The following is a 24,790-nucleotide window of genomic DNA, read 5'->3' on the forward strand; positions in this document are numbered from 1 at the left end:
GCCGTATGAGAGAGGTCGTCGAAGCAGCGCTGCGGTCAGCCGAGGTCTCCTACGACGAGCCGCGCCCCGGCGCCTTCCTCGTCAAGCTGCCGGGCCAGCACAAGCTCGCCACCATGACCTGGCTCATCGCCGGTGAGCAGGCGCTGCACGTGGAGGCGTTCTTCTGCCGTCAGCCGGACGAGAACCACGCCGAGTTCTACCGCTGGCTCCTGGGCAAGAACGGCACGATGTACGGCGTGCACTTCAGCCTCGACCCGGTCGGCGACGTCTACCTCGTGGGCAGGGTGGCCCCGGCCGCCGTCTCGGTGGATGAGATCGACCGGCTGCTCGGCTGCGTGCTGACCTACTCGGACGACTGGTTCGACCGTGCCCTTGAGCTGGGCTTCGCCTCGTCGATCAGGCGCGAGTGGGAGTGGCGGGCCAAGCGCGGGGAGTCGCTGGCCAACCTGCAGGCCTTCGCCCGTTTCGCCGATCCCGAGCGTCGATAAGCTGGGGCCATGGCGACTTTGGTGCTTCTGCGGCACGGCGAGAGTGACTGGAACGCGAAGGGGCTGTTCACCGGCTGGGTGGACGTCAACCTTTCGGCGAAGGGCGAGGACGAGGCGCGGCGGGGCGGTCGCATGCTCGTCGAGTCCGGCGTGCGGCCCGACATCGTGCACACCTCGTTGCTGAACCGCGCCATCCACACGGCCAACCTGGCCCTCGGCTCGGCCGACCTGCTGTGGCTGCCCGTCGTGCGCTCGTGGCGGCTCAACGAACGGCACTACGGCGCCCTTCAGGGCAAGAACAAGGCGCAGACGCGCGAGGAGTTCGGCGACGAGCAGTTCATGCTGTGGCGCCGCTCCTACGACACGCCGCCGCCGCAGATCGCGGACTCCGACGAGTTCTCCCAGGTGGGCGACCTGCGTTACGCCCAGCTCCCGCCGGAGCTGATGCCGCGCACCGAGTGCCTCAAGGACGTCGTCGACCGCATGCTGCCGTACTGGTACGACGCGATCGTCCCCGACCTCTCGGCCGGGCGCACGGTGCTCGTGGTGGCGCACGGCAACTCGCTGCGCGCGCTGGTCAAGCACCTCGACGGCATCTCCGACGACGACATCGCCGGGCTCAACATCCCGACCGGGATCCCGCTGCGCTACGAACTCGACGCCGAGTTCAGGCCGGTGACGCCCGGAGGGGAGTACCTCGACCCCGACGCGGCCAAGGCGGCCATCGAGGCCGTCGCCAACCAGGGCAAGTAACGCGGACGCACGAAGGCGGTGGGGAGAGGCTCTCCCCACCGCCTTCGTACGTCGGGCCGCTAGCAGCTCAGGTTGTCACCGGGCGTCACGCCGAGGATGTCGGCGAAGCGCAGGTAGGCGTTGATACGGCTCTGCACCTGGCGGGGGTTGCCGCCGTTGCACTCCAGCGTGCCGTTGATGCTGCGGATGGTCTCGCCGAAGCCGCGTCCGGTGACCATCGAGGTGTGGGCCGTGGTGGTGCCGGGGCCGTTCTGCGTCATCCAGTACCAGATGCCGGTCATCCAGGCCACCGACGCCTCGGTCTGCACGAGGTTCGGGTTGTTGAGCAGGTCGATGCCGAGGGCCTCGCCCGCCGTCTTGTAGTTGAAGTTCCAGCTCAGCTGGATCGGTCCGCGTCCGTAGTACGACGAAAGACCGGCCGGACAGCCGTAGGGCTTGCTGAGGTCGCAGTAGTGCGAGTAGTTGGCGGTGTTCACCTCGACGATGTGGAAGAGCCCGCCGGTCTCGTGGTTGATGTTGGCCAGGAAGGCCGCGGCCTCCCGGCGCTTGGTGGTGTCGTCACCGGTCCCGGCGAACTCCGGGTACGCGCTCAGCGCGGTGACGAGGCCGGTGTAGGTGTAGAACGGCTTGCGGTTCGGGAACATGGCGTTGAACTGGGCCTCGGTGACGACGAAGTTGCCCTCGCTCGCCTCGCACGCGCCCTGGTCGGTCCAGATGCCGGAGGAGCCGCCCGGCACGTTGTTCTTGGTCCACCACTTCGCCCGCCAGTTGTGGCCGTTGTAGGAGGCCGTGAGGCCGCCCGCGTAGCCGTGTGCGGGGTTCCACGCGCCGGCGCAGATGGGCGCGGCGGTGCTCGTCGAGGCGGCGCCGGCGGAGGCGGCGGGGAGGGCGGCCAGCAGTGCGGCGGCGATGCCCACAGCGGACAGGGAAGCCGTGATGCGCTTGCTCAGCATTCGTTCACTCCTGTTGCAACCGTCGTTCAGGGGGATGGCGGTAATCAATCCCAGAACGATCAAACGGGCCAAGAGCCTGATCCGTTTGTTGTGCATGCTGCGCGAGGCGTGCTGCAAACGACGTGCGTGGGGACCGGGAACCCCGGCCCCCACGGGGTTTCAGGCCGGGCGGGACCCCGTGACGAGATAGACCACGTCACGCGCCACCCGGACCGCGTGGTCGGCGTAACGCTCGTAGTAGCGGCCGATCAGCGTGATGTCGATGGCGGGCTCGACGCCGTACTTCCACTCCTTGTCGAGGATGGTGCGGAACAGCTTGCGGTGCAGCCGGTCCATGGCGTCGTCGTCGGAGTCGAGCTCTAGAGCGGCGTCGACGTCGCGCGAGGCCACGCACGTGCCCGCCTTGGTGACCAGGCGCTCGGCGATCTGGCCCATCTCCAGGATGGTCGAGCGCATCTCCGGCGGGATGGCCGAGTCGGGGTGCCGCAGTCGCGCCACCTTGGCGACGTGCTCGGCGAGGTCGCCCATGCGTTCGAGGTCGGTGCCCATGCGCAGGGCGGTGATGATCATGCGAAGGTCGACCGCGACCGGCTGCTGCCTGGCCATGAGGTCGAAGATGGACGCCTCGATCTCCGCGAAGATGCGGTTGACCTGCTCGTCGGCCGAGATCACACTCTCGGCGAGCTGAAGGTCGGAGTCGAGCAGCGCGGTGGTCGCGCGCGAGATGGCGGATCGGACAAGGCGGGTCATCTCGACCAGCTTCTCCGTGAGGGAATCAAGTTCCTCGTGATAGGCGTCACGCATGTCAGCCACGCTATGCGCGCGACGATGAACGAACCTCGACCGTCAGATGAACTTTCCGGGAAAGTGCACGTTCATCCCCTGGTGAGGGGTCTGTAACCCTGGAAGAGCCACCTACCATCGAGGCGTGGTCCGGCAGGTCCGGCAGGGAGGAACGCATGGGTGAGATGGCCATGAGCTTTGCGGCTTTGGCCGGGTTCGTCGTCGGCGCGATCGCCGTTCTGGTCTATCGCAACCAGATCGAGGCGCCGCGCAGGAAGGAACCCGCCGACGAGTCCGAGGCGGCAGTGATGTCGCAGGGCGTCGCGTCGGTGCTCGCCGTACTTCCCTCGTCGGCCGTCGTCCTGGACGCCGACGACCGCGTCCTGCGGGCCAGCTCCGCCGCCCGCGCCTTCGGCCTCGTACGCGGAGACCGCCTGATCGCGGCCGAACTGCTGGCCCTGGCCAGGCACGTGCGTCGCGACGGTGAGATCCGCGAGAGCGAGATGGACGTCGCCGGGCACAAGTTCGGCCAGGAGACGACCAACTTCGCCGTGCGGGTGGCGCCGCTCGGCTCGCACGGGCTCGTCCTCGTGCTGGCCGAGGACCAGACCGAGAGCCGCCGGGTCGAGGCCGTGCGCCGCGACTTCGTGGCCAACGTCAGCCACGAGCTCAAGACGCCCGTCGGCGCGCTCAGCCTGCTCGCCGAGACCATCCAGGACGCCGCCGACGACCCCGAGGCGGTCACCCGCTTCGCCGGTCGCATGCAGCACGAGGCGGCCAGGCTCACCTACCTGGTCCAGGACCTGATCACGCTCTCGCGCATCCAGGGCGCCGAGCCCATCCCCACGCCCTGTCCCGTCCCCGTCGACGAGGTCGTGCACGACGCCATCGACCACAGCAACACCAAGGCGACGGCCAAGGACATCACGCTGGTCGCCGGAGGCACCGAGGGGCTGCGCATCTGGGGCGACGAGGACCTGCTCCTCACCGCGCTGCGCAACCTCATCGACAACGCCGTCGCCTACAGCCCCGACCACACCAGGGTCGTCATCAGCGCGCGACCGGCCGGGGACTCGGTCGAGATCAGCGTGAGCGACCAGGGCATCGGCATTCCCGAAGGCTCCCTGGAGCGCATCTTCGAACGCTTCTTCCGTGTGGACGCGGCCCGCTCGCGCGCCACCGGCGGGACCGGACTCGGTCTCGCCATCGTCAAGCACGTCGCCGCCGCACACGCCGGCGAGGTCACCGTCTGGAGCAAGGAAGGCTCCGGATCGACCTTCACCCTGCGGCTGCCCGCCTTCGGCGGCACCGCGGTGGCAGTACCCACCTCGACTCCCCTGGAGGCAGCCCAATGACCAGAGTTCTCGTCGTGGAGGACGAGGAGTCGTTCTCCGACGCCCTTTCCTACATGTTGCGCAAGGAGGGGTTCGAGGTCTCGGTCGCCGCGACCGGTCCCGAGGCGCTGGAGGCTTTCGACCGCAACGGCGCCGACCTGGTGCTGCTCGACCTCATGCTGCCCGGCCTGCCCGGCACCGAGGTCTGCCGCTCGCTCAGGCAGCGCTCGAAGGTCCCCGTCATCATGCTGACCGCCAAGGACAGCGAGATCGACAAGGTGGTCGGCCTCGAACTCGGCGCCGACGACTACGTCACCAAGCCGTTCTCCTCACGCGAGCTCGTCGCCCGCATCAGGGCGGTGCTGCGCCGCCAGGGCGACGCGGTGGAGGAGCTGGAGTCGGCGATCCTCGCGGCCGGGCCGGTGCGCATGGACGTGGACAGGCACATCGTGGCGGTGCGCGGCGCGCAGGTGCAGCTGCCGCTGAAGGAGTTCGAGCTCCTCGAGGTACTGCTGCGCAACGCCGGTCGGGTGCTGACGCGCGGGCAGCTCATCGACCGGGTGTGGGGCGCCGACTACGTGGGCGACACCAAGACCCTCGACGTGCACGTCAAGCGACTCAGGGCGAAGGTCGAGTCCGACCCGTCCAACCCGCGCTGCATCCTGACCGTGCGCGGGCTCGGCTACAAGTTCGACCCTGTGGAGGACTGAGCGCCTGCGCGGGATTGAGAGCGGCTGTGAGGGCGCCCGTGCGCAGGACCGAGGGCGGCTGTGAGGTCGTTCTTGTGCGGGACCGAGAGCCCACGCGAAAGGCGGCGCCCCGGAGTCGGACCGGGGCGCCGCCTTTCGCCTCTCCCAGGCCCTCAGAGGGCCCTGGAAGGCTCGTCCTGGATCTCGGTGGCTCTGGTGGCCTAGTGGCCCGTCGCGGCCTCTTCGGCCTCGTGTGCCGTCGGCGTGGCGCTGGGCGTCGGCGCCGGGGTCGCGCCGGGCGCCGCCGGGTAGGAGGCGAACTCGCGGCTGCGGGTGATGACCGGAACCGTCACGGGCACGACGCCGGCATTGGCGAACTGCAGGTTCAGCCGCACGCTCTCGCCGCCCGACAGCGTCTTGGACAGGCCGGTGATCATCACACTGGGCGTCGGCCTGCCGGTGTCGACCGCCTGGCCGACCGGCAGCTGGATGGGGGCGGTCAGCTTGACCGTGCCCAGGCCTTCGGCGGTGACGGCCTGGAGGCTGTCGGGCGCGGCGCCGCCGTTGACCACGTGCAGGTACAGCGGCGCGCTGGCGCCGATGGCGAGCTGTGCCCCCGAGTCCGGGCCGAGGACGAACGCCTGCGGGATCTTGATGTCGCGGGTGCCGTAACCGCCGTCGGCGATCAGCGCGGCGCCTTCGGTCGGGGCGTAGGGCTTGCTCGTCGGCGCGTCGAAACCGGCGGCGCAGCCGGCCAGCACCGGGGCTGCCAGGAGCGCGGCGGCTGCGATGGTCCAGCGGCGGCTGTTCACGTGCGTGGTCTCCTTGGGTCGCGTGCACCGGTGTCGGGCGCACGGTCGCGTGCAACGGCTCGCGGGCGGTGACTCGCGGGCGGAAGCTCGCGGGCATGGGCTCGCTCACAGGGGTTCGCCCGGGGGCGAGCACGCGTGCGGAATCGCGCGTAGATGTGCGGGTGCCCGCACGTATGAACGCGAGTGACGCGTGCGTTTGAACAGCGCCCACCCTATCGATCGGCTTCCATGGTCATATCCGCGCCCCCGCAGGTCATTAGCTATGCCAGATATGCCGATTCATAGATTCGAATACCTGTCAAGCCCCAAAATGAGGCTTTGACCTGCAGTTATGGTGATTTCACTGTTCCGGGAGGCTGTGGACGCGTGGTACCCTGGAGTACAGCGGAAGGGGTACTTGTCACATGACTTTCCAGGTCGGCGACACTGTCGTCTACCCCCACCATGGGGCTGCTCGGATCGAAGCAATCACCAAGCGATCCATCAAGGGTGAGGAAAAGACCTACCTGGTTCTCAAGGTCGACAAGGGCGACCTCACCGTCCAGGTGCCGGCTGAGAACGCCGAGCTCGTCGGTGTGCGCGACGTAGTCGGTCAAGAGGGTCTTGAGCGCGTTTTCGACGTTCTCAGGATGCCGCACACGGAGGAGCCGACCAACTGGTCGCGGCGCTACAAGGCCAACCTTGAGAAGCTTGCGTCAGGTGATGTCAACAAGGTCGCCGAAGTTGTTCGGGATCTTTGGCGGCGTGACCGTGAGCGTGGGTTGTCGGCGGGTGAGAAGCGCATGCTCGCCAAGGCCAGGCAGATACTGGTGAGCGAGCTCGCCCTCGCGGAGAAGACCAACGAGGACAAGGCCGAGGCCCTGCTCGACGAGGTTCTCAACTCCTGAACACGACATTTCCACGGGTGGGCGTCGGAGTCGACGTCCACCCGTTCGCATCTGACGACTCCGAAGGCCGGGCGTTGCACGTCGCCGGCCTGCACTGGCCCGGTGAGCGTGCGCTCGCCGGCCACTCCGACGCCGATGTGGCCGCACACGCGGCCTGCGACGCGCTGCTCTCGGCCGCCGGTCTCGGCGACCTCGGCGCGTTGTTCGGCACGTCCGACCCGCGCTGGGCGGGCGCGTCCGGCGTCACGCTGCTGAGCGAGACGGCCCGCCAGGTGCGCGAGGCCGGTTTCGTCATCGGCAATGTGGCGGTCCAGGTCATCGGCAACCGCCCCAAACTCGCCCCGCGCAGGGCCGAGGCCGAGGGCGTGCTGAGTGCCGCGATCGGCGCTCCGGTGAGCGTCAGCGCCACCACGACCGACGGGCTCGGCCTGACCGGCAGGGGCGAGGGAATCGCCGCGATAGCCACGGCTCTGGTCGTCGCCGAGGTCAACCAGATCGGGTAACCCCGCGTCTCACATGTGGATGCGTTGAGGGTATCCCGGCGGGCGGTGCGCAACAGGGTCCGCCGAAGTCATGGAGACGGCGGTTCGTCACTGGCGCGGTACGGGCCGCCGTCTTCTACCTGGGCTTCTCCATGGGTAGACATGCGAGATGTCGGGTATGGCCTCCTGTGAGATATACGGGGGGTTTACATGATCGGATCGATCATCTGGGCGATCGTCTTCGGCATCGTCATCGGCGCACTCGGCCGCCTCATCGTGCCGGGCAAGCAGAACATCTCGGTGGCCATGACCCTCATCGTCGGCATCGTCGCCGCTCTGCTCGGCACTCTGGTGGCCGCGATGTTCGGCCTTGCCGACACGCCCGGATTCAACTGGTGGGAGCACATCATCCAGGTCGTCTTCGCCGCGATCGGCGTCCTGCTGGTCGTACGGTCCCAGACGGGCCGCAAACCGACTACCTGACCTGGCGTTTCGCAATCGTTACGCATAATGCCCAAGGATCGGGTAGCCACCTCCCCGTGGGAGCGAAGATTTCGCCCCGCGGGGAGGTTCTCATGACTATTGAGTCCATTCTCGGCGCCATCGTCATCGGGGCCGTCATCGGCGCACTCGGCCGTCTGCTGCTGCCTGGAAAGCAGCCGATCGGCTGGATTCTCACCATCGTCGTCGGCATCGTGGCCGCCCTCATCGGCACCGCGATCGCCCAGGTACTGAACGTCGCCACCACCGACGGGATCGACTGGATCGAACTCGTCATGCAGGTGGTGCTCGCCATCGTGGGTGTCGGCCTGGTGGCCGGCCTCAGGCGCTCGCGGGTCTAGCCGAGCAGCGCCGGCTGCACCACGCCGGACACCTCGCCGAACCCGATCCTGGCCCCGTCGGGCCCGGGAGCGCCGGCGGTGACGAGCACGCTGTCACCGTCCTGGAGGAAGACCCGCTCGGAGCCGTCAGGCAACCCGAGCGGGTCTCTGCCGTTCCACGTCAGGTCCAGCAGCGTGCCCGCGCCCGCGATGGGCCCCGACGTCAGCAGGTCGCCCGTGCGCAGCAGCGCGCCCGTGATCGAGCTGTGCGCCAGCAACTGCGGTCCCGTCCAGTACTGCCCGGCGAAGCCCGGCTCCGCCACCCGGTGCCCGTTCAGCTCCACCTCGACCGACACCGCGAGCCCCGAGTCGTCGGCCACCGTGAGATACGGCGCGGGAAGCGGCTCCTGGGCCGGTTGCGGCACCCTGGCCTGGTTCAGCGCCGAGAGCGGCACCACCCACGGCGACACCGACACCGTGAACGACTGCCCGAGGAAGGGCCCCAGCGGCCTCGACTCGGCCGCCATGACATCCCAGGCCCGCCACACGTTGAGCAGCACCGCACCGAACACGTGGTCGGGAAAGGCATGCGTGTCCAGCGGGTACGGCGGCGCCGAAGGCACACCGACGACGAACCCGAGCTCGGCCGAGAAGTCCAGCCGCTCGGTGGGCCCCAGAACGCCCTTCACCTGCCCGTGCGGCCGTACGACGGGCGTGCCGGACACGACGGCCGAGGCCGCCCTGCCGTACTGCCCCAAGGGCATCCTGCGCCACGCGGGAGGCAGCGGGTCGCGGCCGGGCGGCTGGAACATGCGGCCCAGATTGCTCGCGTGCTCGATCGACGTCTGGAACATCAGCAGGTCGGCCACATTGAACGGCAGATGCAGCCGTACCTCGGCCAACGGCAGCAGGCACTTCAGCACACCCGCTCGGTGCGACTCGTCGGTCAGCAGCTCCGTCAGCCTGCTCCGCACGCCCTGCCAGGCCCTCGGCCCGGCGGCCAGGAAGGAGTTCAGCGTGCCCGAGGCGAACCAGTAGGCGTCGGGCAGTGCGCCTTCCGAGGTGAGCAGGTGCAGGTCGAGGACCTGTTCGCCGATCGCGACGCCGACACGCGGCAGCTCCCCACGACGGGAGAAGACACCGTAGGGGAGATTCTGGACCGGGAAGCCGCTCCCCTCGGGAACGGGTACCCAGGACATGATCGCCACGGCAGGACGATGCCCGCCATCGGGTCAGGCCGCCATTCCGAACGGGTCAAGCTTTCCTCTTCCGCCTGGTCGCGGCCTACTGCTCCGGGGCCTCCGGCGGGACCGGCGTGCTGCGCAGCCGCCCCGAGGGCGCGTCGGCGCCGCTCTCGTCGCCCGCCTCCTCCTCGTCGCCGGCCTCCGGGCCGTGCGCGGGGTCGGCGACACGGGCCCGGGTACGGCCTCGCGACCTCGGCGGCTCGTGGGCGAACACCCGCACCGGCTGGGTGTCGGCGTCCTTGTCGGTCACCGCCGTCTCGGCCGGGCGTGGGTGGACGAGGACGTCGTCGCCCGGTTTGACGCGGTCGCCCCATCGGACCGGCTTGGTGAGCTGCGGCTGAGGCTGGGGGTCGTCGTCGAGGGTGGGGGCGGGGTGGGGGACTGCCGCTCGGATCGGCTGGGTGACTTCCTCGGTCTGCGTCTCGGTCCGTGTCTCGGCCGGGTCGGCGGCGTCCGGGGTGTGGACCGGGTCGGGGTCCGGCGGGGCGATCGGCTGGACGGCGTCGGGCTCCTGGACGACGGGGGCCGGGTCGGGCAGCCGGGGTTCGGGGCGTGGCTCGGGCCGGGGCTCGGGCAGTGGGGGAAGGTCGGGGACCTGGGGGGTTTCGGGGGCGGGTGTGGGGCCCACGAGCGGGAGGGGCGGTTCGTCGCGTTCGTACTCGTGCTCGGCCGCCTCCTCCATCGGGGGCGCCTGCCGTACTCCCTCGAAGGGGACGATGTCGTCATCGGCGGGAGGGGGCGTGTGGGCGGAGCGGCGGGCCTGGACGTGCTTGATGAGCACCAGCCACAACCACAGGGCGACGGCCAGCATCACCCACGGTGCGACGGCGACGCCGATCGACACCTGGCGCGCGTCCCACGCGAGGCCGACGGTCGTGGCGACGCCCGCGGTCGCGGCGGCCACGATGAGCAGGGCCAGCACCACCCCCGCCTGGGCGCGTACCAGGACACGCCCGGAACGCAGCAGCAGCACGCTGATCAGCGTCACCGCGAGCAGCGCGTCGAAGCCCGCAGGGTACAGATAGGCGAGCCTGGGGTCGGCGCCGCCCGTGATGGCGAGCGAGCGCAGGTCGTCGAAGGAGAGCACGCAGGCCGCACCGGCGAGGGCCGCGACGCCGAGACCGGCGACGGCGACGCCCACACGGCGCAGCGTGAGGGGGGGAGTCACGTCCATGGCGTGTTCGAGCCTACATAACAATGGCCGGACAGACCGATCAAGGAGCATTCATGGCAGAGCTGACAGACGACGTTCGCGAACTGTTCGACGGGCCGAACTACGCCACCGTGAGCACGGTGAACCCCGACGGCGGCCCCCAGGCCTCGGTCGTGTGGGTACGCACCGACGGCGAGGACATCCTGTTCTCCACGGTCAGGGGACGGCGCAAGCCGCGCAACTTCGAGCGCGACCCGCGCGCCTCGCTGCTGGTGATCGACCCGGCGGACCCGTACCGCTATGTCGAGGTACGCGGCACGGTCACCCTGGAGGAGGACCCCGAAGGCGCCCTGATCCAGGAACTGGCGTTGAAGTACACGGGCAAGGGCTGGGACGACGAGCCCGGCGTCGAGCGCCTCATCGTCAGGGTGAACCCCACCAAGATCGTCTGGCACGGCTGAGCGATGACGCTGATCGCATGGCGGTGACCCGCGCAGGTGAGGGTCACGCCGACGGGTGGCGGTGACCGGTACGGCTGGGCGGGCGCGTCGGTGAGCAGGCGTGGTGGTGACCCCCTGACGTCAGCGTTATGCGGACTGCGGGGCGTGGTAAGGCGTTAGCCTTGCCTTCGTGAGCCTGCGCCTTTACGACACCGCCACGCGAGCCATTCGCGAATTCGTTCCGCTCGAAGCCGGGCGGGCGTCGATCTATCTGTGTGGGGCCACCGTGCAGGCTCCGCCCCATATCGGGCACATCCGGTCCGGCGTCAACTTCGACGTGCTCAGGCGCTGGATGACCAGGTCCGGATATGACGTGACATTCTGCAGAAACGTCACCGACATCGACGACAAGATCATTCGAGTCGCCGCAGCCGAGGGCGTGCCGTGGTTCGTGGTCGCCGAGCGCAACCAGCGCGCCTTCACCTGGGCGTACAACACGCTCGGCTGCCTGCCCCCGACCGTCGAGCCGCGGGCGACCGGCCACGTGCCGGAGATGATCGTGCTCATGGAGCGCCTCATCGAGGCCGGGCACGCCTACGCCGCCGACGGCGACGTCTACTTCGACACCGTGTCCTACGAGGACCGCTACGGCTCGCTGTCGAACCAGAAGCTGGCCAACATGCAGGCCGCCCAGGACTCCGACAAGCCCACCTGCAAGCGCGACGCGCGCGACTTCGCCCTCTGGAAGGGCGAGAAGCCGGGCGAGCCGACCTGGCCGACGCCGTGGGGCGCGGGCAGGCCCGGCTGGCACCTGGAGTGCTCGGCGATGGCGACCAAGTACCTCGGCCCGACGTTCGACATCCACGGCGGCGGGCTCGACCTGATCTTCCCCCACCACGAGAACGAGCAGGCACAGTCCCACGCGGCGGGCGACGGCTTCGCCCGCTACTGGATGCACAACGGCATGCTCAAGATCGGCGCGGAGAAGATGAGCAAGTCGCTCGGCAACTCCCTGCTGATCCCCGAGGTGACCAAGAAGGTCCGCCCGGTCGAGCTGCGCTACTACCTGGCCGTGCCGCACTACCGCTCCTCGATCGAGTACTCCGAGAAGGCCCTTCAGGAGGCCGCCGCCGCCTACCAGCGCATCGAGGGCTTCGTCTCGCGCGCCGCCGAGGTCATCCACGACGTCGACGCCGACGCGCCGCTGCCGCAGGCCTTCACCGACGCCCTCGACGACGACCTGGCCACCTCGCAGGCCATGGCCGTCGTGCACGAGGTCGTGCGCGAGGGCAACGTCGCCCTGGCCCAGGGCAACAAGGAGGCCGTCGCCAGGCTGCTCGCCGAGACGCAGAACATGCTCGACGTGCTCGGCCTCGACCCCCGTTCGCCGCAGTGGCGCTCGACCGGCGACGCCTCCGGGCTGCGCGAGGTCGTCGACGCCCTGGTCGCCGTCGCCGTCGAACAGCGGCAGGCGGCGCGCGGGCGCAAGGACTACGCCGCGGCCGACGCCATCCGCGATCGTCTCGCCGCGGCCGGGATCCTGGTCGAGGACACCCCGCAGGGCGCCCGCTGGGAGCTGTCACGCTGAAGCCGGGCCGTACTGGCCTGGCGACTGCGGCCAAGCCCGTACCCTAGACGGTATGGCAGCAGGCGGTAGGGCATCTGGACGGCCCGCGAAGAAGAAGGGCCCCTCCAAGGGCACCGGTGGCAATGTGCGCCGCAGCCTGGAGGGCAGGGGCGCGACCCCGCCTGCGGAAGCCCGGCACTGGTACAAGGACAAGGCCCGCACCGAGCGCATCGACCGCGAGGCCAGGGGCGGCTCGACGGGCGGCGGCGCCAAGCGCCAGGTCCGCACCAGGCGCCCCGACGACGCCCCCGAGTACATCGGCGGCCGCAACCCCGTCCTGGAGGCCCTGCGGGCCGGTGTGCCCGCCAGCGCCCTGTACGTCGCGCTGCGCATCGACAACGACGACCGCGTCCGCGAGGCCGTGAAGATCGCCTCGGAGAACGGCGTCGCGCTGCTCGAAGTCGGCAAGGAGAAGCTCGACCGCATCACCGAAGGCGCCGTGCACCAGGGCCTGGCCCTGCAGATCCCCGCCTACGACTACGCGCACCACGACGAGCTCGTCACCATCGCGCAGGACGCCGCCGAGGTCCCGCTGATCGTCGCACTCGACGGTGTCACCGACCCGCGCAACCTCGGCGCCATCGCACGCTCGGCCGCCGCGTTCGGCGCACACGGCCTGCTCATCCCCTCACGCCGCGCCGCAGGCGTCACCGGCGGCGCCTGGAAGACCTCCGCAGGCACCCTGGCCAGCCTCCGCGTCGCCCGCGCCGCCAACCTCACCGCCTCCCTGCGCGAACTCCGCGAGGCCGGCCTCTTCATCGTCGGCCTCGACGGCGAAGGCCGCACCGACATCGGCGACGTCGACCTCCTCACCGAGCCCGTCGTCATCGTCGTCGGCTCCGAAGGCAAGGGCCTGTCCCGCCTCGTCCGCGAACAGTGCGACGTCGTGGCCCGCATCCCGATGCACGCCGCCGCCGAATCCCTCAACGCGGGAGTCGCCGCCGGCGTCACGTTGTACGAGGTGGCGCGACACCGCCGCCACTAGGCCCTAGACTGATAGGCCGCGCCGACGTAGCTCAATCGGCAGAGCATCTGTCTTGTAAACAGAAGGTCAGGGGTTCGATTCCCCTCGTCGGCTCACAGGTGAAAGGCCCCTTCCGGTACGCCGGGAGGGGCCTTTTCGATCTTGTACAGCAGCGACGCCAGCCGGTCGAGTGCCTTGCGGGTCTCTGGGGGACGTCAAGGGGCCGGGTCGTTGGGCAGGCTGGATCATCAGCAAGGCGGTTCGCAAGTACGGCAGGCACAGCAGGCATGGCAGGGTGCAGGAGGCGTGATGGCGTTGGAATCGCATGACGGTCAATGGACCTATGACCCGCAGGCCGAGGCGGCGTATGTGTACTTGCGTGGGCCGATCGCCCCGGGGGGTGTGGCGCGTACGGTCGCGGTGGAGGGGGCGATGGTCAATCTGGATCTGGATGAGGATGGCCAGGTGATCGGGATTGAGATTGTTGCGGCTTGGCCGGGTTCGGTGGAGTGAGGGGGTGTTTAGCGGGGTGTCGGTGCGGGCGGTGTCGAGCGTACGCCGATGGTCAGGAGGTAGATGATCAGGCCGAACTCCGCCACTGCAGTGGGCAGGGACACGGCCGTGCGGATGGCGGAGGGCAGGTTCGGGAGGGTGAAGCCGAGCACCGGGTCGGCGAGCCAGGCGATGCTGCCGATGATCAGGGTCCAGCCTGCGAAGTTCGGGAACATCGGCGTGCGGAGGGCCAGCAGGCCCATCGGGAGCAGCCACAGGCCGAAGAAGATGCCGCCGAGCGTGTAGCCGTAGTGGTGGATGTCGAGCATGAGCAGGGCGAGGGCCTCGCGGGTGCCGGGTGGGCCGAAGGCGGTGGCGTACGCCGGGTCGGTGCCGATGAGCAGGGCGGCGACATGGAAGACGAGGTTGACGAGGATCGAGATCGCGCCTACCGAGACGAACACCATGAGCGTCGTCGCGTGCCGGGCGTGCACGTGTTCGAGCAGGCGGTAGAGCGTGAGGCCGAGGAGGACGAACGTCGTGGCCTGGACGATGTCGGCGCCGAGGGAAAGGCGGAGCAGCGTCTCGTGTGAGGCGATGTTCGCCGCTGTGGCGGTTGGGTCGCCCGGTACGCGAACGGCTCGGCGACCTGCGAATTCCGCCCATGTGCCGAGTACGGCGAGCGCCAGGTAGAGCAGGCCGGCGATTCTGGCGAGCGTCTTCGGACGAGCGGGTGGGGAGGGGAAGGGCATTGGAACTCCTTCATGTGGTCATATTTCCGGCACGGCAAAGCGCGGCAGAAGGGAGGGGAGGGAAGGCGGGAGGGAGGGGCGAGATGGGAATGGGGGAGTCGAGCGTGACGCAGGCTGAGCAATGCGTGGTGGGCAGCGAAGGGGCGGTAGCGCACCAGGCCCGGTAGAGAGGGCGTGGTCGCCAAGAGCTCCTGGCAGAGTGCGTTAGGCGTCAGCCGGAGCAAACGCGTTCGCGCAGGCAACGTGAGGTGTCACTGGAGGGCGACTCTGCTGCCGAAGGCTCAAGCAGCGCGGTGAGAGCGGGACGCGGAAGGGCAAGGCGAGATGTGGGTGAAGCTGGAGGTGCGCGGACAGGGCAGGTGAGTCGTCGGTGACGCTGGCTGGCCGGGTGGCCGGCTGGCCGGGTGGCCAGGTGGGCAGGTGGGCAAGTGGGCGACTGGGTGGGAGGCGGGTGAGAGGAAGGGGCGCAGGTAGGGAGAGGCACAACAGAGGGGAGGAGAGGCAGACCAGTCGGACAGCGGGTGGGTACACCAGGGCAGAGCTGAGTCGGGCATGGCTGAGTTGGGTGGCGTGAGGGAAGTGACGCGGAGTCGCGCACTCCTCGTTTGGGAGGGATCCGGCGGCCCCGCCTTTGTCAGTGCCACACGGGATAAGGGTTGAGGCGAACCACGAACGGCGTCGCCGAGACAGCCGACTGCCGCGTCGGAAGCCGATACCGGTACGACATGCCGAACAGGGCGATCGACACGCACCACGAGAAACGCCGCTCAGCCTGTGTAAAAGAAAGCCTCAATGAGCCGCAACGAAACGAGCCGCAACGAAACAGGCTTCAACGAAAGGCGAACCCAGGCAGCCAGGCATTGCAAAGAACACCCCCCGCGAGCGTCCGACCCCATAGGCAAAGTCCGACGAGCGCCCACATTCCTAGAAAACAACATGTGACGAGAGCCCAGACAAGCGCTCAGATCCCCGGGAGCCCTTGCCAAGCGCTCACCCAGCCCCCAAAGAGCCCCAAAGAGCCACAAAGACCTCCTCAGGCACCCGAAACACCCACCTAACTACCTACCTAACTCCCCTCCCCACCCCCGCCCGGATACTGAAACACGTCATCCAACCCCACCCCGAACACCCGAGCGATCTGAAACGCCATCTCCAACGAAGGTGAATACCTCCCCTGCTCAATGGCGATCACAGTCTGCCGAGTAACCCCAATGCGTTCCGCCAATGCCGCCTGGGTCATCTCGTCGCAGGCGAAACGCAAGGCTCGGATGCGGTTGGTCACGAGGGTGGGCTTACCCATGGAATGCACCCCGGTAGGCGCGGATCTTGGCGATGGCTCCCCAGGTGGCGCCGATGGCGCCGATGAGGAAGATGGCGTTGCCTATCCAGAACGGGTCGGTCTCGAACATCGCCAGGACCAGGACGGCCGCCGCGCCGAATGCGGTGAACGATTGGGCGATGCGGTCGCCGTACCCGGTGATCTGGCGGTCGCGGATGTCGGTCGTGGAGTCGTGGTTGCGGGTGGCGAGGGCGAGCACGATGGAGCCGATGATGCTGCCGAGGACGCTGGCGCCGATGGCCCACAGCATGGGCGGCACCCAGGAGACGTCGGCCGCGGGCTGATCGAGCAGGCGGGGGGCGACGACGCCGAGGTAGGCGAGTGTGGACACGGGCACGATGATCGCGTAGAGCCAGGAGTTGCGCTCCTCGAACGTCATGGTGACGCGGTCGTCGTCCTCCTCTAACGGTGGCGGGGTGTTCCCTTCCAGTGGCATGGAATCGCTCCTATCCGGGCGGGTGGGTGGGTAAGCGGGAGCTCGGGGTCCGCGAGTGCGGGTTTCTCGGAGATCCCTCATGTGAATGTATGCCATACATTACATCATGTCTAGAATCTTTGACATAGCCAGGATGGCATCAGTGCCGGGAAAGCCCACAAGAGTGCGGTCTCGGACAAGCCGTAACCCCGATAAGAGTCCTACTTTCGTCGCGTGCTCGACGAACTCTCCAAGATGGAGATCGCGCCTCGACGGCGGCTTGGTTCGCGTTGGGGGCTCGGCGTGATTCTGGTCGCGCTGGGCGCCTGGCTGGGGTGGACCGTGGTCACCAGTCCGAATCTGGACTGGGGTGTGATCGGCTCCTACCTGCTCGCCGAACCCGTGCTCAGCGGGGTCGGCGTCACCCTCCTGCTCACCGTGTCCACGCTCGTGCTCGGGCTGGCCATCGGAATGGTCCTGGCCCTGATGCGGCAGTCGGGGAACCCGGTGCTGAGCGCCGCGTGCGTCAGCTACATCTGGTTCTTCCGGGGTACGCCGCTGCTGGTCCAGCTGGTGTTCTGGTTCAACCTCGCGCTGCTGTTCCCCCGGATCGGCATCGGCGTTCCCGGCACCGAATTCGGCTGGTACGGCGAGGCGAACACCCTCATCACGCCGTTCATCGCCGCACTGTTCGGACTGGCGCTGCACGAGGCGGCGTACATGGCGGAGATCATCAGAGGTGGCTTCCTGGCCGTGCCCCGAGGGCAGGTGGACGCCGCGTTGATGATTGGCATGACGCCGGGGCAGGCGTCGCGGCGGATCGTGGTGCCGCAGGCCGTACGGGTGATTCTTCCGGCGCTCGGCAACCAGTTCGTGCTCATTCTCAAGGGCACCTCGATGGTCTCGGTCATCGGCGGCGGTGACCTGCTGACCAGGGCGCAGCAGATCTACGGGCAGAACTACCAGGTCATCGCCCTGCTGATCGTGGCCTCGCTCTGGTACCTGGCGCTCGTCAGCCTGGCCTCACTCGGCCAGCACTGGCTTGAGCGGACATTGAAGCGATGAGCGGAGGGTGATGGGATGAAAGGCGCGGTCAGCCTGCGCGGGCTGCACAAGGCGTACGGCGGCACACCGGTCCTGCGAGGCATCGACCTGGACATCGAGCCGGGTGAGGTCGTGTGCTTCATCGGGCCTTCGGGCGGCGGCAAGAGCACACTGCTGCGATGTGTGGCCCATCTGGAGTCGCTCGACGCGGGACTCGTCGCCGTCGACGGCGAACTGGTCGGCTACGAGCCGCGCGACGGACGGCTGGTGGAGTCCTCGCAGCGGCGGGTGGCGATGGCGCGGCGGAAGATGGGGATGGTCTTCCAGCAGTTCAATCTGTTCGCCCATCTGACCGCGCTGGAGAACGTGATGCTCGGCCCGACCGTGGTGCTCGGGCGTGAGCGCAAGGCCGCCGAGACCCGGGCGCTCGAACTGCTCGGCCGGGTGGGACTCAGTACGCACATGGGCAAGTACCCGGCGCAGCTGTCGGGGGGCCAGCAGCAGCGGGTGGCGATCGCCAGGGCGCTGGCCATGGACCCTTCGGTGCTGCTGTTCGACGAGCCCACGAGCGCGCTTGACCCGGAACTGGTCGGCGAGGTGCTGGGTGTCATGCGTGACCTGGCGGGCCAGGGCATGACGATGCTCGTCGTCACGCACGAGGTGGGCTTCGCCGAAGAGGTCGGGGACACGGTCGTGTTCCTCGACGGAGGCGTCATCGCGGAACGCGGCCCCGCCAGACGAGTCCTGCGCACCCCGGAATCCGAACGAACCGCCGCTTTCCTGGCGCGGGTGCTCTAGACACCAGGTCCGGCTGCACTACCGCCCCTGGCGCCGACGCGAGTGCTCTGACCCCAGGTCCGGCTGTATCGCCGACGACACCAGGCCCGGCTGTACTACCGACGACCCCAGGTCCGGCTGTGCCGCCGCCGACACCAGGTCTGCCGTACGGCCGGCAACTTCCACCGCCGACAGGCCCCAGGGCCGACCCCCATGGATGTCCCGACGACCCGCCGGATCTCGCCGGGTCATCTGCTGTATCTGGATAGAGGAGTGTCATGTCCCTTTCAGCGATCTCGCCAGTGATCTCGCGTGGTTGTGCGGTCGTCGCCGCGCTCGCCGTACTGGCCGGGTGTGGAACGAGCGAGCCCAAGGCCGACCCGACCCAGGCCCCGCCCCAGACCCAGCCCGCGACCACGGCCCCGACCCAGGCGCCCGCCGGTGGTGGCGAGTCGGCGGCGGCCGTGGCCGCGCTGCCCGAGCGGTTCAAGCAGGCGGGGAAGATCAATGTGGGCACGACGCTGCCCAACCTGCCGTACCTGCTGACCGATGCCGACAACAACATCACCGGCGGCATCACCCCGGACGTCGGCAAGGCCGTCGCGGCCAAGCTCGGCCTCGAGTACTCCATCGCGAACGTGGCCTGGGAGGCGCTGCTGCCGGGTGTGGCGGGCGGGCGGTACGACATGGCGGACGACGGCATCTCCGACACCGCGGAACGTCAGAAGATCGGCTACTTCGTCGACTACATGCAGTCCTCGCAGGTCCTGGTGACCGCGAAGGACAAGGCGGAGTCGATCAAGTCGCTCGACGACGTCTGCGGCAAGAAGGTGGCGGCCATCAGGGGTACGACCGACGTGCAGGTGGTGAAGGAGGCCGCCGACAAGTGCGTGGCCCAGGGCAAGGCGGCGGCGCAGCCGGTGGAGTTCCCGACCGCGCAGGACGCCGATCTGGCGCTGCGTTCCGGCCGGGTCGACGTCGAGGTGCTGGTCGCCGAGACGGCGAAGTACGCCATCAGCCAGGGCTCGCCGATCGCCATCGTCGCCGAGGGCTTCGCGCCCACGTACGTCGGCATGTTCGTCGCCAAGAAGGACAAGGCGCTGGCCGACGCCCTGCTCATCGCCCTGAAGGAGCTCAAGGCCGAGGGCACGCTGGACACGATCCTGGGCGGCTACGGCCTCAAGCCGATCGACGAGCCCGGTATCAACCTCGCCACGTCCTGACCGGCTTCCTACACTCGGGGGTGTGAGCCACGTGTTGCCGATGCATGAGATCGAGGTGCCGGTGCCGATCGGGCTTTCGCCCTTCGCCGTCGGCACCTTCGAGGAGATGGGATCGTGGTCGAGGGCGGCCTTTCCGCACCGGCACGTCTTCTACGAGATCCTCTATGTCAGCTCGGGAAGCGGCACGCACACGATCGACTTCCGTTCCTCGCCGATCAGGCCGGACACGATGTATTTCATCGCGCCGGGCCAGGTGCACCACTGGGACTTCGAGGTGCCGGTGGACGGCACGCTGGTGCTGTTCACCGAGGAGTTCCTGCTGTGGCAGGAGGAGCCGGCCTTCTTCCACGGCCTGAGCGAGCGGCCTGAGCTGAGCCTGACGGGCGACGACGCGGCGACCATGACCAAGCTGCTGACCCGCATGCGCAAGGAGTACCGCGAGCGGCCTTCGGGGTTCGCCTCGATGTTGCAGTCGTTGCTGCAGATCCTGCTGGTCACCAGCGGGCGGCTGCTGCATGCCGGAAGCGAGGAGGAGGCGGGCGCGCGCTCGTCGGTGCTGACGCGCGCCTTCACGCGGCTGGTGGCCCAGCACGTGGCGGACGTGCGTTCGGTGCGGGCCTACGCCGACCGGCTGGGCGTCACCTCGGGGCATCTGGCCGAGACGGTCAGGGAGGCCACGGGCCGCAGCCCAGGGGAGATCATCAGGGACGCGCTCACGCTGGAGGCCAAACGCCTGCTGGCCCAGAGCGACCTGTCCGTGGCGCAGATCGCCCGTGCGCTGGCGTTCGAGGACGCGTCCTACTTCGGGCGCTTCTTCAAGCGTGAGGCTGGTGTGACACCAGGGGACTTCCGTCGGGAGATCCGGGAAAAGTACCACACTGGCCGCGCTTAGTGCCTGTTCGCCCAGGTCAGGGCGTCCTTAGTGTGAGGGAAATCCCCCGCATTAAGGAGGCCCGGTGGCCGGCACCTATGAGCACTTGTTCGTCAGGGACATGGTCCGTGAGGAGCTGCCCAACGAGGGCGAGCTCGCCTACGGCGAAGTGGAGAAGGGCACCAGCGGCGCTTTCGCGCTGATGAGCGGCTGGCAGGTGGACCCCAGCAAGATCCACATTGCCTACAGCTGGATCTACGAGGTGCCCACCCCGAACCCGTACGTCCTTGAGCACACCCATCAGTACGACGAGGTGCTGATCTGGATGGGCAACAACCCCGAGGACAAGAACGACCTCGGCGCGGTCTCCTGGATCGAGCTGGAGGGGGAGCGCTACGTCATCGACACCACGACGGCGCTGTACATCCCCGCGGGGATGCGGCACTGCCCGCTGGGCTACGACCGCGTCGACAGGCCGCTGTCCTTCATCGCGTTGTCGCTCAACAGGGAGTACGTCTCCTGATGGGCGAGATGGTGTCGGTGGCGTACGTCAGCGACGACGACGTGGGCATGCTGGTGCTCACGTTGCCGAGGCATCTGCTGGCGGACGACGCCACCGCGACGCGCCTCAGGGAAGTCGTACGCGACGCCGTCACCGACATCGTCTCGGCCGCGACCGCTCCCGGAGACGGCCTGCTCGACCGCATTCACGCCTATATCGACGACCACCTGCCCGACATCGACCTTTCCCCCGAGTCGGTCGCGGCGGCGCACTTCATCTCCACCAGGTACCTCTACAAGCTGTTCGCCACGCAGGGCACCTCGGTCGCGCGCTGGATCAGGCAGCGCAGGCTCGAGCACTGCAGGCGTGACCTGTCCGATCCCCGGTTGCTCGGCCGTACGGTCGGCGAGGTCGGCGCGCACTGGGGGTTCGCCGACTCCTCGCACTTCAGCCGGGTCTTCCGTGAGACGTACGGCTGCTCGCCTCGTGCCTATCGGCACCGGGACGAGCGTATGGCGTCCTGACCGCGGGAGGGCGACGAGCCGGCCAGGGGTGGAACCGGCGAACCGTCCTGATCCCCGCCCATCCCGGGTGCGGCTTTTCCCCCTCATATCGGGGCCGCATCCGGGACGGGGACCGCACCTCCGAAGCAAGGGCGGGAACGTGCTCACACCCGGCGGGCCGTGAGGAACGCCTGTGGTACCACCTCACGCCCGGTGGGCTCGCGTACCAGTCTGGCCGTGACGACGAACCCGGCCTCGCTCAGCGCCTGGGCCACGCGGTCCGGGTCGAGCCGGTGGAAGTCGAGCGAGACCTCCTTGCCGAACGGCTCGCTCACCGTCAGCGGCGTGTCGCCCACCTGGAAGGCGAGCTGCAGCAGCCCGCCGGGTGCCAGGACGCGGTGGAACTCGGCGAAGACGGTGGGCAGCCTGCCGGGCAGGACGTGGATGATGGAGTACCAGGCCACGACGCCGCCGAGCGTCCCGTCCTCCACGTCGAGCGCGGTCATCGAGCCGACGTCGTAACGCGGCCCGGGATGGAGTTTCCTGGCCACCGCCACCATCGCGCCCGACAGGTCGACGCCTCGCGCCCGGACGCCGTGCTCGTTGAGATAGGCCGTCACCCAACCGGGGCCCGCCCCGACCTCGACGACCGCCTCGCCGCGCAGCCGCTCGGCGTAGACGGTGAGCATCGCCAGGTCCAGCGGGTCGGCGGTCCACTGGTCCTTGAACATGTCGGCGTAGTCGGTCGCGATCGCGTCGTAGAACGCCTGGGTCTCGGGTAGGTAGATCGGTTCGGTCATGGTCGGGGATTATGCACCCCCGGCCGCCTGCCCGAGTGCGCGCAGGTCGGCCTCGGTGAGCCTGAGGCGGGCCGCGGCGATGTTCTCCTCCAGGTGGGCGAGCGAGGAGGTGCCGGGGATGGCCAGAACGACGGGCGAGAGGGCGAGCAGCCAGGCCAGGGCGATCTGGGCCCGGCTCGCCCCGTGCCCGGCCGCGATCCGGTCGAGCGTGGCGAGCGCCTCGGGCGCGGGCGCCATGCCGGGCGGCAGGGTCGTGAGGTCGAGGCCGGGTCGCAGCAGCCCGGCCGAGAGCGGGAAGTAGGGCACGAAGGCGATGCCCGCCTGCTCGCACGCGGCCAGCACGTCGCCGCTCGCCCGGTCGAACAGATGGAACCTGTTCTGTACGGCGACGACGGGCGCGATCTCGCGGGCCGATGCCAGCTGGCCCGCGGTCACACCGCTGAGCCCGAGATGCCGGATCATCCCGCGCTTGCGCAGATCGGCCAGCGCCTCGAAGGAGGCGGCCAGCGACAGCGGCCCGGGAGGGAGCAGGCCGTCGCCGCCGACCCGCAGATAGACCAGGTCGAGCACGTCGACGCCGAGCCGCTGCAGATTGGCCTCCACCTGCTCGGCCACCTGCTCGGGCTCGCCCGCCCCGACGAACTGCCGCCGCCGGTCGCGCACGGCCCCCACCTTGGTGGCGATGACCAGGTCGTCCGGATAGGGGTGCAGCGCCTGTCTGATCAGCTCGTTGGCGACGTGCGGCCCGTAGAAGTCGCTGGTGTCGATATGCGTGACGCCGAGTTCCACCGCCCTGCGCAGCACGGCGAGCGCCGTGTCCGGGTCGGCGGGCGGTCCCCAGACGCCGGGGCCGGGTAACTGCATGGCGCCGAAGCCGAGCCGACCGACGGACAGGTCGTCGGCGAGGGAGAGGTCGTGGTCACCGGGTACGGTCATGCGCGTCCTCCTGAGGACGAGGTCGTGTGGCGGGTGAAGCGGGCCGCGATCGAGGCCGTGGTGACCGCGCCGTCGGCGTCGCGGTCGAGCTTGTCGCGGCGGAGCAGGTCGTGCACGCCCTGGCGGGTGATGCCGAGCATCGCGGCGGCGACCGACACCGGGACGGCGCTCGCCGCCGGATGGCCCGCACGCCTGGCCACGACCCTGCCGAACGGCGTGGCCCACCAGGCGGCGGGCGGGTCGAAGGGGGCGTCGCCCGGATAGAGCGAGGCGACGAGCCGGATCGCGAGGAAGGCCGCAGCCCGGTCGTCGTCGCCGAGCAGGGTGCGGGCCCAGGCGGCGCTCAGCTCGTCGAGCCGCTCGCGCAGCCCGGCGTCGGTGCCGAACAGGATGTCGAGAGGGTCGAGCAGTCTGCTGCCGACGATCCTGCGCAGGTCCTCGGCCAGCTCGTGAGGGGACATGCGGTCCTGCCCTTCTCCTTGCTACTTGACGCCAAGCATCAAGTACTTGTCGTACGGCGTCAAGTAGTCGACGGTATGGAGGAAGTGACCGAGGCACTGCGAAGTGCCGTCTTCCGTACGGGATTCCGGTGCCCGAAGATGCTGTCAGGCACTAAAGAGAACCAAGGAGTGCAGATGAAGGTCGACAGCTTCGCCGAGATCGCCGACGAGTTCGTCCGCTACGTCCGTGACATCAAGTACGCGACGATGATCACGGTGGACCGGCGCGATCGGCCCAGGGCCAGGGTGCTGTTCCCGATCTGGCAGATGGAGGACGAGCGGCCGATCGGCTGGCTGGCCACCTATCGCACACCGGTCAAGGCCGCCCATCTCGCACGCAATCCACACGCCACCTACTCGTACTGGAGCCCGGCGCAGAACACCGTGCACGTCGACACCGTCTCGCGATGGGTGGAGGACCAGGAGACCAAGGAGGCGATCTGGGAGATGTACCGGCGCGGCAGTCCGGCGGGCGTCGGCTACGACCCGGCCGCTTACTGGCGGGCCGGGCCGCGCGATCCCGGGTATCACCTGATCAGGATGGAGCCGTGGCGCATCCAGCTCGTCAGGGGAAGCGACCTGCGCAGCCGGATCTGGCAGCGGCCGATCACCCCGCCACAGGCGTGAGCCGCCGCCACGCCGATCGCGGTCGCAGCGTTCGGTCTGGCTGTGTTCAGGTAGGCAGTGGTCAGGCGGACAGCGGTGTGTGCATGTCTCTTTCCCTGGCCTCCAGGAGGGCGTTGCGCTCCTCGTTGATCCGTCGGCAGATCGTCACGTAGGCGCTGAGCACCCGTGAGTAGGCCGAGCGTGCCTCGTCGAGCTGGCTGCTGAGGGCGAGGACCCTGATCGGGTCGTCACCTCGGGTCTTGGCCTCGTGCAACATCGCACGGGCGTCGTCGACGATCTCCTGTGCCCGGATCCGGGTGCGGCGCAGTAGGGCCGAGCATTCGTACAGCTCGGTCAGCCGCGCGGAGGAGACGATGAGTTCGGCCGTGCGCACGGCCGCGCCACCGACGGCGCTGTGCCAACGGAGATCAGATGTCATGTCCGCCACCTCCTGGTCAAGGTTGCCTGAGTGTAGACGCTCGGACGTCGCCTCTGGATCACGTGGCCACGAGGGGGGTAGGGCACTGTTCCCTTGCGGGTTGGTTCTCTCCACCGGAGAGGAAAAGTGCTCCCCCGGTGGTACGCGAGGGGCGTGATGGG

31 protein-coding genes and 1 tRNA gene are annotated in these 24,790 nt (G+C 68.8%); 20 read left to right on the plus strand and 12 right to left on the minus strand.

The genetic code is table 11. The annotated features are described in order from the left end of the window. Positions 1-5: 5 nt before the first annotated feature. Together ACTWNK_RS06430 and ACTWNK_RS06435 are read left to right on the plus strand one after the other, a co-directional pair. Positions 6-488: a type III secretion system chaperone family protein gene (locus ACTWNK_RS06430; RefSeq protein WP_474302691.1), complete on the plus strand. Its 483-nt coding sequence runs from the start codon at positions 6-8 to the stop codon at positions 486-488. A 9-nt stretch (positions 489-497) separates the two neighbouring features. Beyond that, positions 498-1,241, plus strand: a complete 744-nt coding sequence (locus ACTWNK_RS06435) for a phosphoglyceromutase (protein WP_474302693.1) — start codon at positions 498-500, stop codon at positions 1,239-1,241. Positions 1,242-1,300: 59 nt separating this feature from the next. Here the strand turns inward: ACTWNK_RS06435 and ACTWNK_RS06440 are convergent, their stop codons facing one another. Together ACTWNK_RS06440 and phoU are read right to left on the minus strand one after the other, a co-directional pair. Continuing rightward, on the minus strand, positions 1,301-2,194 hold the full coding sequence (locus tag ACTWNK_RS06440; protein WP_474302695.1) for a glycoside hydrolase family 19 protein: 894 nt from the start codon (positions 2,192-2,194) through the stop codon (positions 1,301-1,303). A gap of 159 nt (positions 2,195-2,353) precedes the next feature. Beyond that, entirely contained in the window at positions 2,354-2,998 is a 645-nt protein-coding gene (gene phoU / locus ACTWNK_RS06445) for a phosphate signaling complex protein PhoU (RefSeq protein ID WP_474302697.1), read from the minus strand. 164 nt (positions 2,999-3,162) lie between these two features. Between phoU and ACTWNK_RS06450 the strand changes: the two genes are divergently transcribed. Together ACTWNK_RS06450 and ACTWNK_RS06455 are read left to right on the plus strand one after the other, a co-directional pair. Beyond that, entirely contained in the window at positions 3,163-4,332 is a 1,170-nt protein-coding gene (locus ACTWNK_RS06450; protein ID WP_474310852.1) for a sensor histidine kinase, read from the plus strand. Further along, positions 4,329-5,021 carry a response regulator gene (locus ACTWNK_RS06455; RefSeq protein ID WP_474302699.1) on the plus strand — a complete coding sequence of 231 codons (693 nt, stop codon included), beginning with the start codon at positions 4,329-4,331 and terminating at the stop codon, positions 5,019-5,021. Before ACTWNK_RS06450 ends, ACTWNK_RS06455 begins: the two co-directional genes overlap by 4 nt. Before the next feature lie 200 nt (positions 5,022-5,221). On the opposite strand, the gene ACTWNK_RS06460 is transcribed toward ACTWNK_RS06455, so the two are convergent. After that, positions 5,222-5,812, minus strand: coding sequence for a copper chaperone PCu(A)C domain-containing protein (locus ACTWNK_RS06460; protein ID WP_474302701.1), 591 nt, complete (start codon positions 5,810-5,812; stop codon positions 5,222-5,224). A gap of 404 nt (positions 5,813-6,216) precedes the next feature. Between ACTWNK_RS06460 and ACTWNK_RS06465 the strand changes: the two genes are divergently transcribed. The 4 genes from ACTWNK_RS06465 (at position 6,217) to ACTWNK_RS06480 (ending at position 8,023) form a co-directional block, all read left to right on the plus strand. Beyond that, on the plus strand, positions 6,217-6,699 hold the full coding sequence (locus ACTWNK_RS06465) for a CarD family transcriptional regulator (RefSeq protein ID WP_043624891.1): 483 nt from the start codon (positions 6,217-6,219) through the stop codon (positions 6,697-6,699). 17 nt (positions 6,700-6,716) lie between these two features. Beyond that, positions 6,717-7,202: a 2-C-methyl-D-erythritol 2,4-cyclodiphosphate synthase gene (gene ispF, locus ACTWNK_RS06470; RefSeq protein ID WP_474302704.1), complete on the plus strand. Its 486-nt coding sequence runs from the start codon at positions 6,717-6,719 to the stop codon at positions 7,200-7,202. Between the two features lie 189 nt (positions 7,203-7,391). After that, complete coding sequence (locus ACTWNK_RS06475; protein ID WP_474302706.1) at positions 7,392-7,664, plus strand: GlsB/YeaQ/YmgE family stress response membrane protein; 273 nt, start codon at positions 7,392-7,394, stop codon at positions 7,662-7,664. Between the two features lie 92 nt (positions 7,665-7,756). Continuing rightward, entirely contained in the window at positions 7,757-8,023 is a 267-nt protein-coding gene (locus ACTWNK_RS06480; RefSeq protein ID WP_474302708.1) for a GlsB/YeaQ/YmgE family stress response membrane protein, read from the plus strand. On the opposite strand, the gene ACTWNK_RS06485 is transcribed toward ACTWNK_RS06480, so the two are convergent. Both ACTWNK_RS06485 and ACTWNK_RS06490 read right to left on the minus strand, forming a co-directional pair. Further along, positions 8,020-9,201, minus strand: coding sequence for a fumarylacetoacetate hydrolase family protein (locus tag ACTWNK_RS06485; protein ID WP_474302710.1), 1,182 nt, complete (start codon positions 9,199-9,201; stop codon positions 8,020-8,022). The two genes, ACTWNK_RS06480 and ACTWNK_RS06485, sit on opposite strands and share 4 nt — an antisense overlap. A gap of 85 nt (positions 9,202-9,286) precedes the next feature. Continuing rightward, complete coding sequence (locus ACTWNK_RS06490) at positions 9,287-10,420, minus strand: DUF2637 domain-containing protein (protein WP_474302712.1); 1,134 nt, start codon at positions 10,418-10,420, stop codon at positions 9,287-9,289. A gap of 53 nt (positions 10,421-10,473) precedes the next feature. On the opposite strand from ACTWNK_RS06490, the gene ACTWNK_RS06495 reads away from it, so the two are divergent. From ACTWNK_RS06495 to ACTWNK_RS06515, 5 genes are all read left to right on the plus strand, one after another. After that, the gene (locus ACTWNK_RS06495) at positions 10,474-10,860 is read left to right on the plus strand and encodes a PPOX class F420-dependent oxidoreductase (protein WP_474302714.1); all 387 of its coding nucleotides are present in this window, start codon (positions 10,474-10,476) and stop codon (positions 10,858-10,860) included. Between the two features lie 169 nt (positions 10,861-11,029). Continuing rightward, entirely contained in the window at positions 11,030-12,427 is a 1,398-nt protein-coding gene (gene cysS / locus ACTWNK_RS06500; RefSeq protein ID WP_474302716.1) for a cysteine--tRNA ligase, read from the plus strand. Between the two features lie 52 nt (positions 12,428-12,479). Beyond that, positions 12,480-13,451, plus strand: a complete 972-nt coding sequence (gene rlmB / locus ACTWNK_RS06505; RefSeq protein WP_474302718.1) for a 23S rRNA (guanosine(2251)-2'-O)-methyltransferase RlmB — start codon at positions 12,480-12,482, stop codon at positions 13,449-13,451. A gap of 20 nt (positions 13,452-13,471) precedes the next feature. Further along, positions 13,472-13,544, plus strand: a tRNA-Thr gene (locus tag ACTWNK_RS06510). A gap of 117 nt (positions 13,545-13,661) precedes the next feature. Continuing rightward, positions 13,662-13,943, plus strand: coding sequence for a DUF2283 domain-containing protein (locus ACTWNK_RS06515; protein WP_474302720.1), 282 nt, complete (start codon positions 13,662-13,664; stop codon positions 13,941-13,943). 8 nt (positions 13,944-13,951) lie between these two features. Here the strand turns inward: ACTWNK_RS06515 and ACTWNK_RS06520 are convergent, their stop codons facing one another. The 3 genes from ACTWNK_RS06520 to ACTWNK_RS06530 all read right to left on the minus strand — a co-directional run bounded on the left by ACTWNK_RS06520 (position 13,952) and on the right by ACTWNK_RS06530 (position 16,449). Then, on the minus strand, positions 13,952-14,674 hold the full coding sequence (locus ACTWNK_RS06520; protein ID WP_474302722.1) for a DUF4386 domain-containing protein: 723 nt from the start codon (positions 14,672-14,674) through the stop codon (positions 13,952-13,954). 1,066 nt (positions 14,675-15,740) lie between these two features. Next, entirely contained in the window at positions 15,741-15,974 is a 234-nt protein-coding gene (locus tag ACTWNK_RS06525) for a helix-turn-helix transcriptional regulator (RefSeq protein ID WP_474302724.1), read from the minus strand. Continuing rightward, the gene (locus ACTWNK_RS06530) at positions 15,967-16,449 is read right to left on the minus strand and encodes a hypothetical protein (protein ID WP_474302726.1); all 483 of its coding nucleotides are present in this window, start codon (positions 16,447-16,449) and stop codon (positions 15,967-15,969) included. The genes ACTWNK_RS06525 and ACTWNK_RS06530 overlap by 8 nt, the downstream gene beginning before the upstream one ends. 213 nt (positions 16,450-16,662) lie before the next feature. On the opposite strand from ACTWNK_RS06530, the gene ACTWNK_RS06535 reads away from it, so the two are divergent. The 6 genes from ACTWNK_RS06535 to ACTWNK_RS06560 all read left to right on the plus strand — a co-directional run bounded on the left by ACTWNK_RS06535 (position 16,663) and on the right by ACTWNK_RS06560 (position 21,369). Then, entirely contained in the window at positions 16,663-17,493 is an 831-nt protein-coding gene (locus tag ACTWNK_RS06535; protein ID WP_474302728.1) for an amino acid ABC transporter permease, read from the plus strand. 15 nt (positions 17,494-17,508) lie between these two features. Then, positions 17,509-18,270 carry an amino acid ABC transporter ATP-binding protein gene (locus tag ACTWNK_RS06540; protein WP_474302730.1) on the plus strand — a complete coding sequence of 254 codons (762 nt, stop codon included), beginning with the start codon at positions 17,509-17,511 and terminating at the stop codon, positions 18,268-18,270. 257 nt (positions 18,271-18,527) lie between these two features. Beyond that, positions 18,528-19,472: a transporter substrate-binding domain-containing protein gene (locus ACTWNK_RS06545; protein WP_474302732.1), complete on the plus strand. Its 945-nt coding sequence runs from the start codon at positions 18,528-18,530 to the stop codon at positions 19,470-19,472. A 22-nt stretch (positions 19,473-19,494) separates the two neighbouring features. After that, positions 19,495-20,364 carry a helix-turn-helix domain-containing protein gene (locus ACTWNK_RS06550; RefSeq protein WP_474302734.1) on the plus strand — a complete coding sequence of 290 codons (870 nt, stop codon included), beginning with the start codon at positions 19,495-19,497 and terminating at the stop codon, positions 20,362-20,364. Between the two features lie 64 nt (positions 20,365-20,428). Further along, complete coding sequence (locus tag ACTWNK_RS06555; protein ID WP_474302736.1) at positions 20,429-20,866, plus strand: hypothetical protein; 438 nt, start codon at positions 20,429-20,431, stop codon at positions 20,864-20,866. Next, positions 20,866-21,369 carry a helix-turn-helix domain-containing protein gene (locus ACTWNK_RS06560; RefSeq protein WP_474302738.1) on the plus strand — a complete coding sequence of 168 codons (504 nt, stop codon included), beginning with the start codon at positions 20,866-20,868 and terminating at the stop codon, positions 21,367-21,369. The genes ACTWNK_RS06555 and ACTWNK_RS06560 overlap by 1 nt, the downstream gene beginning before the upstream one ends. A gap of 143 nt (positions 21,370-21,512) precedes the next feature. On the opposite strand, the gene ACTWNK_RS06565 is transcribed toward ACTWNK_RS06560, so the two are convergent. The 3 genes from ACTWNK_RS06565 to ACTWNK_RS06575 are packed head-to-tail and all read right to left on the minus strand — an operon-like array spanning position 21,513 to position 23,545. Then, complete coding sequence (locus tag ACTWNK_RS06565; RefSeq protein WP_474302740.1) at positions 21,513-22,148, minus strand: class I SAM-dependent DNA methyltransferase; 636 nt, start codon at positions 22,146-22,148, stop codon at positions 21,513-21,515. A 9-nt stretch (positions 22,149-22,157) separates the two neighbouring features. Continuing rightward, positions 22,158-23,084 (minus strand): oxidoreductase, encoded by a 927-nt coding sequence (locus tag ACTWNK_RS06570; protein WP_474302742.1) that lies wholly within the window; start codon positions 23,082-23,084, stop codon positions 22,158-22,160. Beyond that, positions 23,081-23,545, minus strand: a complete 465-nt coding sequence (locus ACTWNK_RS06575; RefSeq protein ID WP_474302744.1) for a hypothetical protein — start codon at positions 23,543-23,545, stop codon at positions 23,081-23,083. The genes ACTWNK_RS06570 and ACTWNK_RS06575 overlap by 4 nt, the downstream gene beginning before the upstream one ends. 174 nt (positions 23,546-23,719) lie before the next feature. Here ACTWNK_RS06575 and ACTWNK_RS06580 point away from each other — a divergent pair, with 174 nt between their 5' ends. After that, entirely contained in the window at positions 23,720-24,211 is a 492-nt protein-coding gene (locus ACTWNK_RS06580; RefSeq protein ID WP_474302746.1) for a pyridoxamine 5'-phosphate oxidase family protein, read from the plus strand. A 61-nt stretch (positions 24,212-24,272) separates the two neighbouring features. On the opposite strand, the gene ACTWNK_RS06585 is transcribed toward ACTWNK_RS06580, so the two are convergent. Beyond that, positions 24,273-24,629: a hypothetical protein gene (locus ACTWNK_RS06585; RefSeq protein WP_474302748.1), complete on the minus strand. Its 357-nt coding sequence runs from the start codon at positions 24,627-24,629 to the stop codon at positions 24,273-24,275. Between the last annotated feature and the right edge of the window lie 161 nt (positions 24,630-24,790).

This window comes from Nonomuraea sp. IBHARD001 (assembly GCF_056106265.1).

What these genes read in the sequence shown, in the direction of transcription:
- ACTWNK_RS06495 (WP_474302714.1), top strand. Translation starts at nt 10,474, where the DNA reads ATGGCAGAGCTGACAGACGACGTTCGCGAACTGTTCGACGGGCCGAAC.
- ACTWNK_RS06585 (WP_474302748.1), bottom strand. Translation starts at nt 24,629, where the DNA reads ATGACATCTGATCTCCGTTGGCACAGCGCCGTCGGTGGCGCGGCCGTG.
- rlmB (WP_474302718.1), top strand. Translation starts at nt 12,480, where the DNA reads ATGGCAGCAGGCGGTAGGGCATCTGGACGGCCCGCGAAGAAGAAGGGC.
- ACTWNK_RS06525 (WP_474302724.1), bottom strand. Translation starts at nt 15,974, where the DNA reads ATGGGTAAGCCCACCCTCGTGACCAACCGCATCCGAGCCTTGCGTTTC.
- ACTWNK_RS06540 (WP_474302730.1), top strand. Translation starts at nt 17,509, where the DNA reads ATGAAAGGCGCGGTCAGCCTGCGCGGGCTGCACAAGGCGTACGGCGGC.
- ACTWNK_RS06565 (WP_474302740.1), bottom strand. Translation starts at nt 22,148, where the DNA reads ATGACCGAACCGATCTACCTACCCGAGACCCAGGCGTTCTACGACGCG.
- ACTWNK_RS06570 (WP_474302742.1), bottom strand. Translation starts at nt 23,084, where the DNA reads ATGACCGTACCCGGTGACCACGACCTCTCCCTCGCCGACGACCTGTCC.
- ACTWNK_RS06430 (WP_474302691.1), top strand. Translation starts at nt 6, where the DNA reads ATGAGAGAGGTCGTCGAAGCAGCGCTGCGGTCAGCCGAGGTCTCCTAC.
- phoU (WP_474302697.1), bottom strand. Translation starts at nt 2,998, where the DNA reads ATGCGTGACGCCTATCACGAGGAACTTGATTCCCTCACGGAGAAGCTG.
- ACTWNK_RS06475 (WP_474302706.1), top strand. Translation starts at nt 7,392, where the DNA reads ATGATCGGATCGATCATCTGGGCGATCGTCTTCGGCATCGTCATCGGC.
- ACTWNK_RS06435 (WP_474302693.1), top strand. Translation starts at nt 498, where the DNA reads ATGGCGACTTTGGTGCTTCTGCGGCACGGCGAGAGTGACTGGAACGCG.
- ACTWNK_RS06530 (WP_474302726.1), bottom strand. Translation starts at nt 16,449, where the DNA reads ATGCCACTGGAAGGGAACACCCCGCCACCGTTAGAGGAGGACGACGAC.
- ACTWNK_RS06485 (WP_474302710.1), bottom strand. Translation starts at nt 9,201, where the DNA reads ATGTCCTGGGTACCCGTTCCCGAGGGGAGCGGCTTCCCGGTCCAGAAT.
- ACTWNK_RS06440 (WP_474302695.1), bottom strand. Translation starts at nt 2,194, where the DNA reads ATGCTGAGCAAGCGCATCACGGCTTCCCTGTCCGCTGTGGGCATCGCC.
- ACTWNK_RS06580 (WP_474302746.1), top strand. Translation starts at nt 23,720, where the DNA reads ATGAAGGTCGACAGCTTCGCCGAGATCGCCGACGAGTTCGTCCGCTAC.
- ACTWNK_RS06455 (WP_474302699.1), top strand. Translation starts at nt 4,329, where the DNA reads ATGACCAGAGTTCTCGTCGTGGAGGACGAGGAGTCGTTCTCCGACGCC.
- ACTWNK_RS06480 (WP_474302708.1), top strand. Translation starts at nt 7,757, where the DNA reads ATGACTATTGAGTCCATTCTCGGCGCCATCGTCATCGGGGCCGTCATC.
- ACTWNK_RS06560 (WP_474302738.1), top strand. Translation starts at nt 20,866, where the DNA reads ATGGGCGAGATGGTGTCGGTGGCGTACGTCAGCGACGACGACGTGGGC.
- ACTWNK_RS06545 (WP_474302732.1), top strand. Translation starts at nt 18,528, where the DNA reads ATGTCCCTTTCAGCGATCTCGCCAGTGATCTCGCGTGGTTGTGCGGTC.
- ACTWNK_RS06465 (WP_043624891.1), top strand. Translation starts at nt 6,217, where the DNA reads ATGACTTTCCAGGTCGGCGACACTGTCGTCTACCCCCACCATGGGGCT.
- ACTWNK_RS06575 (WP_474302744.1), bottom strand. Translation starts at nt 23,545, where the DNA reads ATGTCCCCTCACGAGCTGGCCGAGGACCTGCGCAGGATCGTCGGCAGC.
- ACTWNK_RS06520 (WP_474302722.1), bottom strand. Translation starts at nt 14,674, where the DNA reads ATGCCCTTCCCCTCCCCACCCGCTCGTCCGAAGACGCTCGCCAGAATC.
- ACTWNK_RS06490 (WP_474302712.1), bottom strand. Translation starts at nt 10,420, where the DNA reads ATGGACGTGACTCCCCCCCTCACGCTGCGCCGTGTGGGCGTCGCCGTC.
- ACTWNK_RS06450 (WP_474310852.1), top strand. Translation starts at nt 3,163, where the DNA reads ATGGCCATGAGCTTTGCGGCTTTGGCCGGGTTCGTCGTCGGCGCGATC.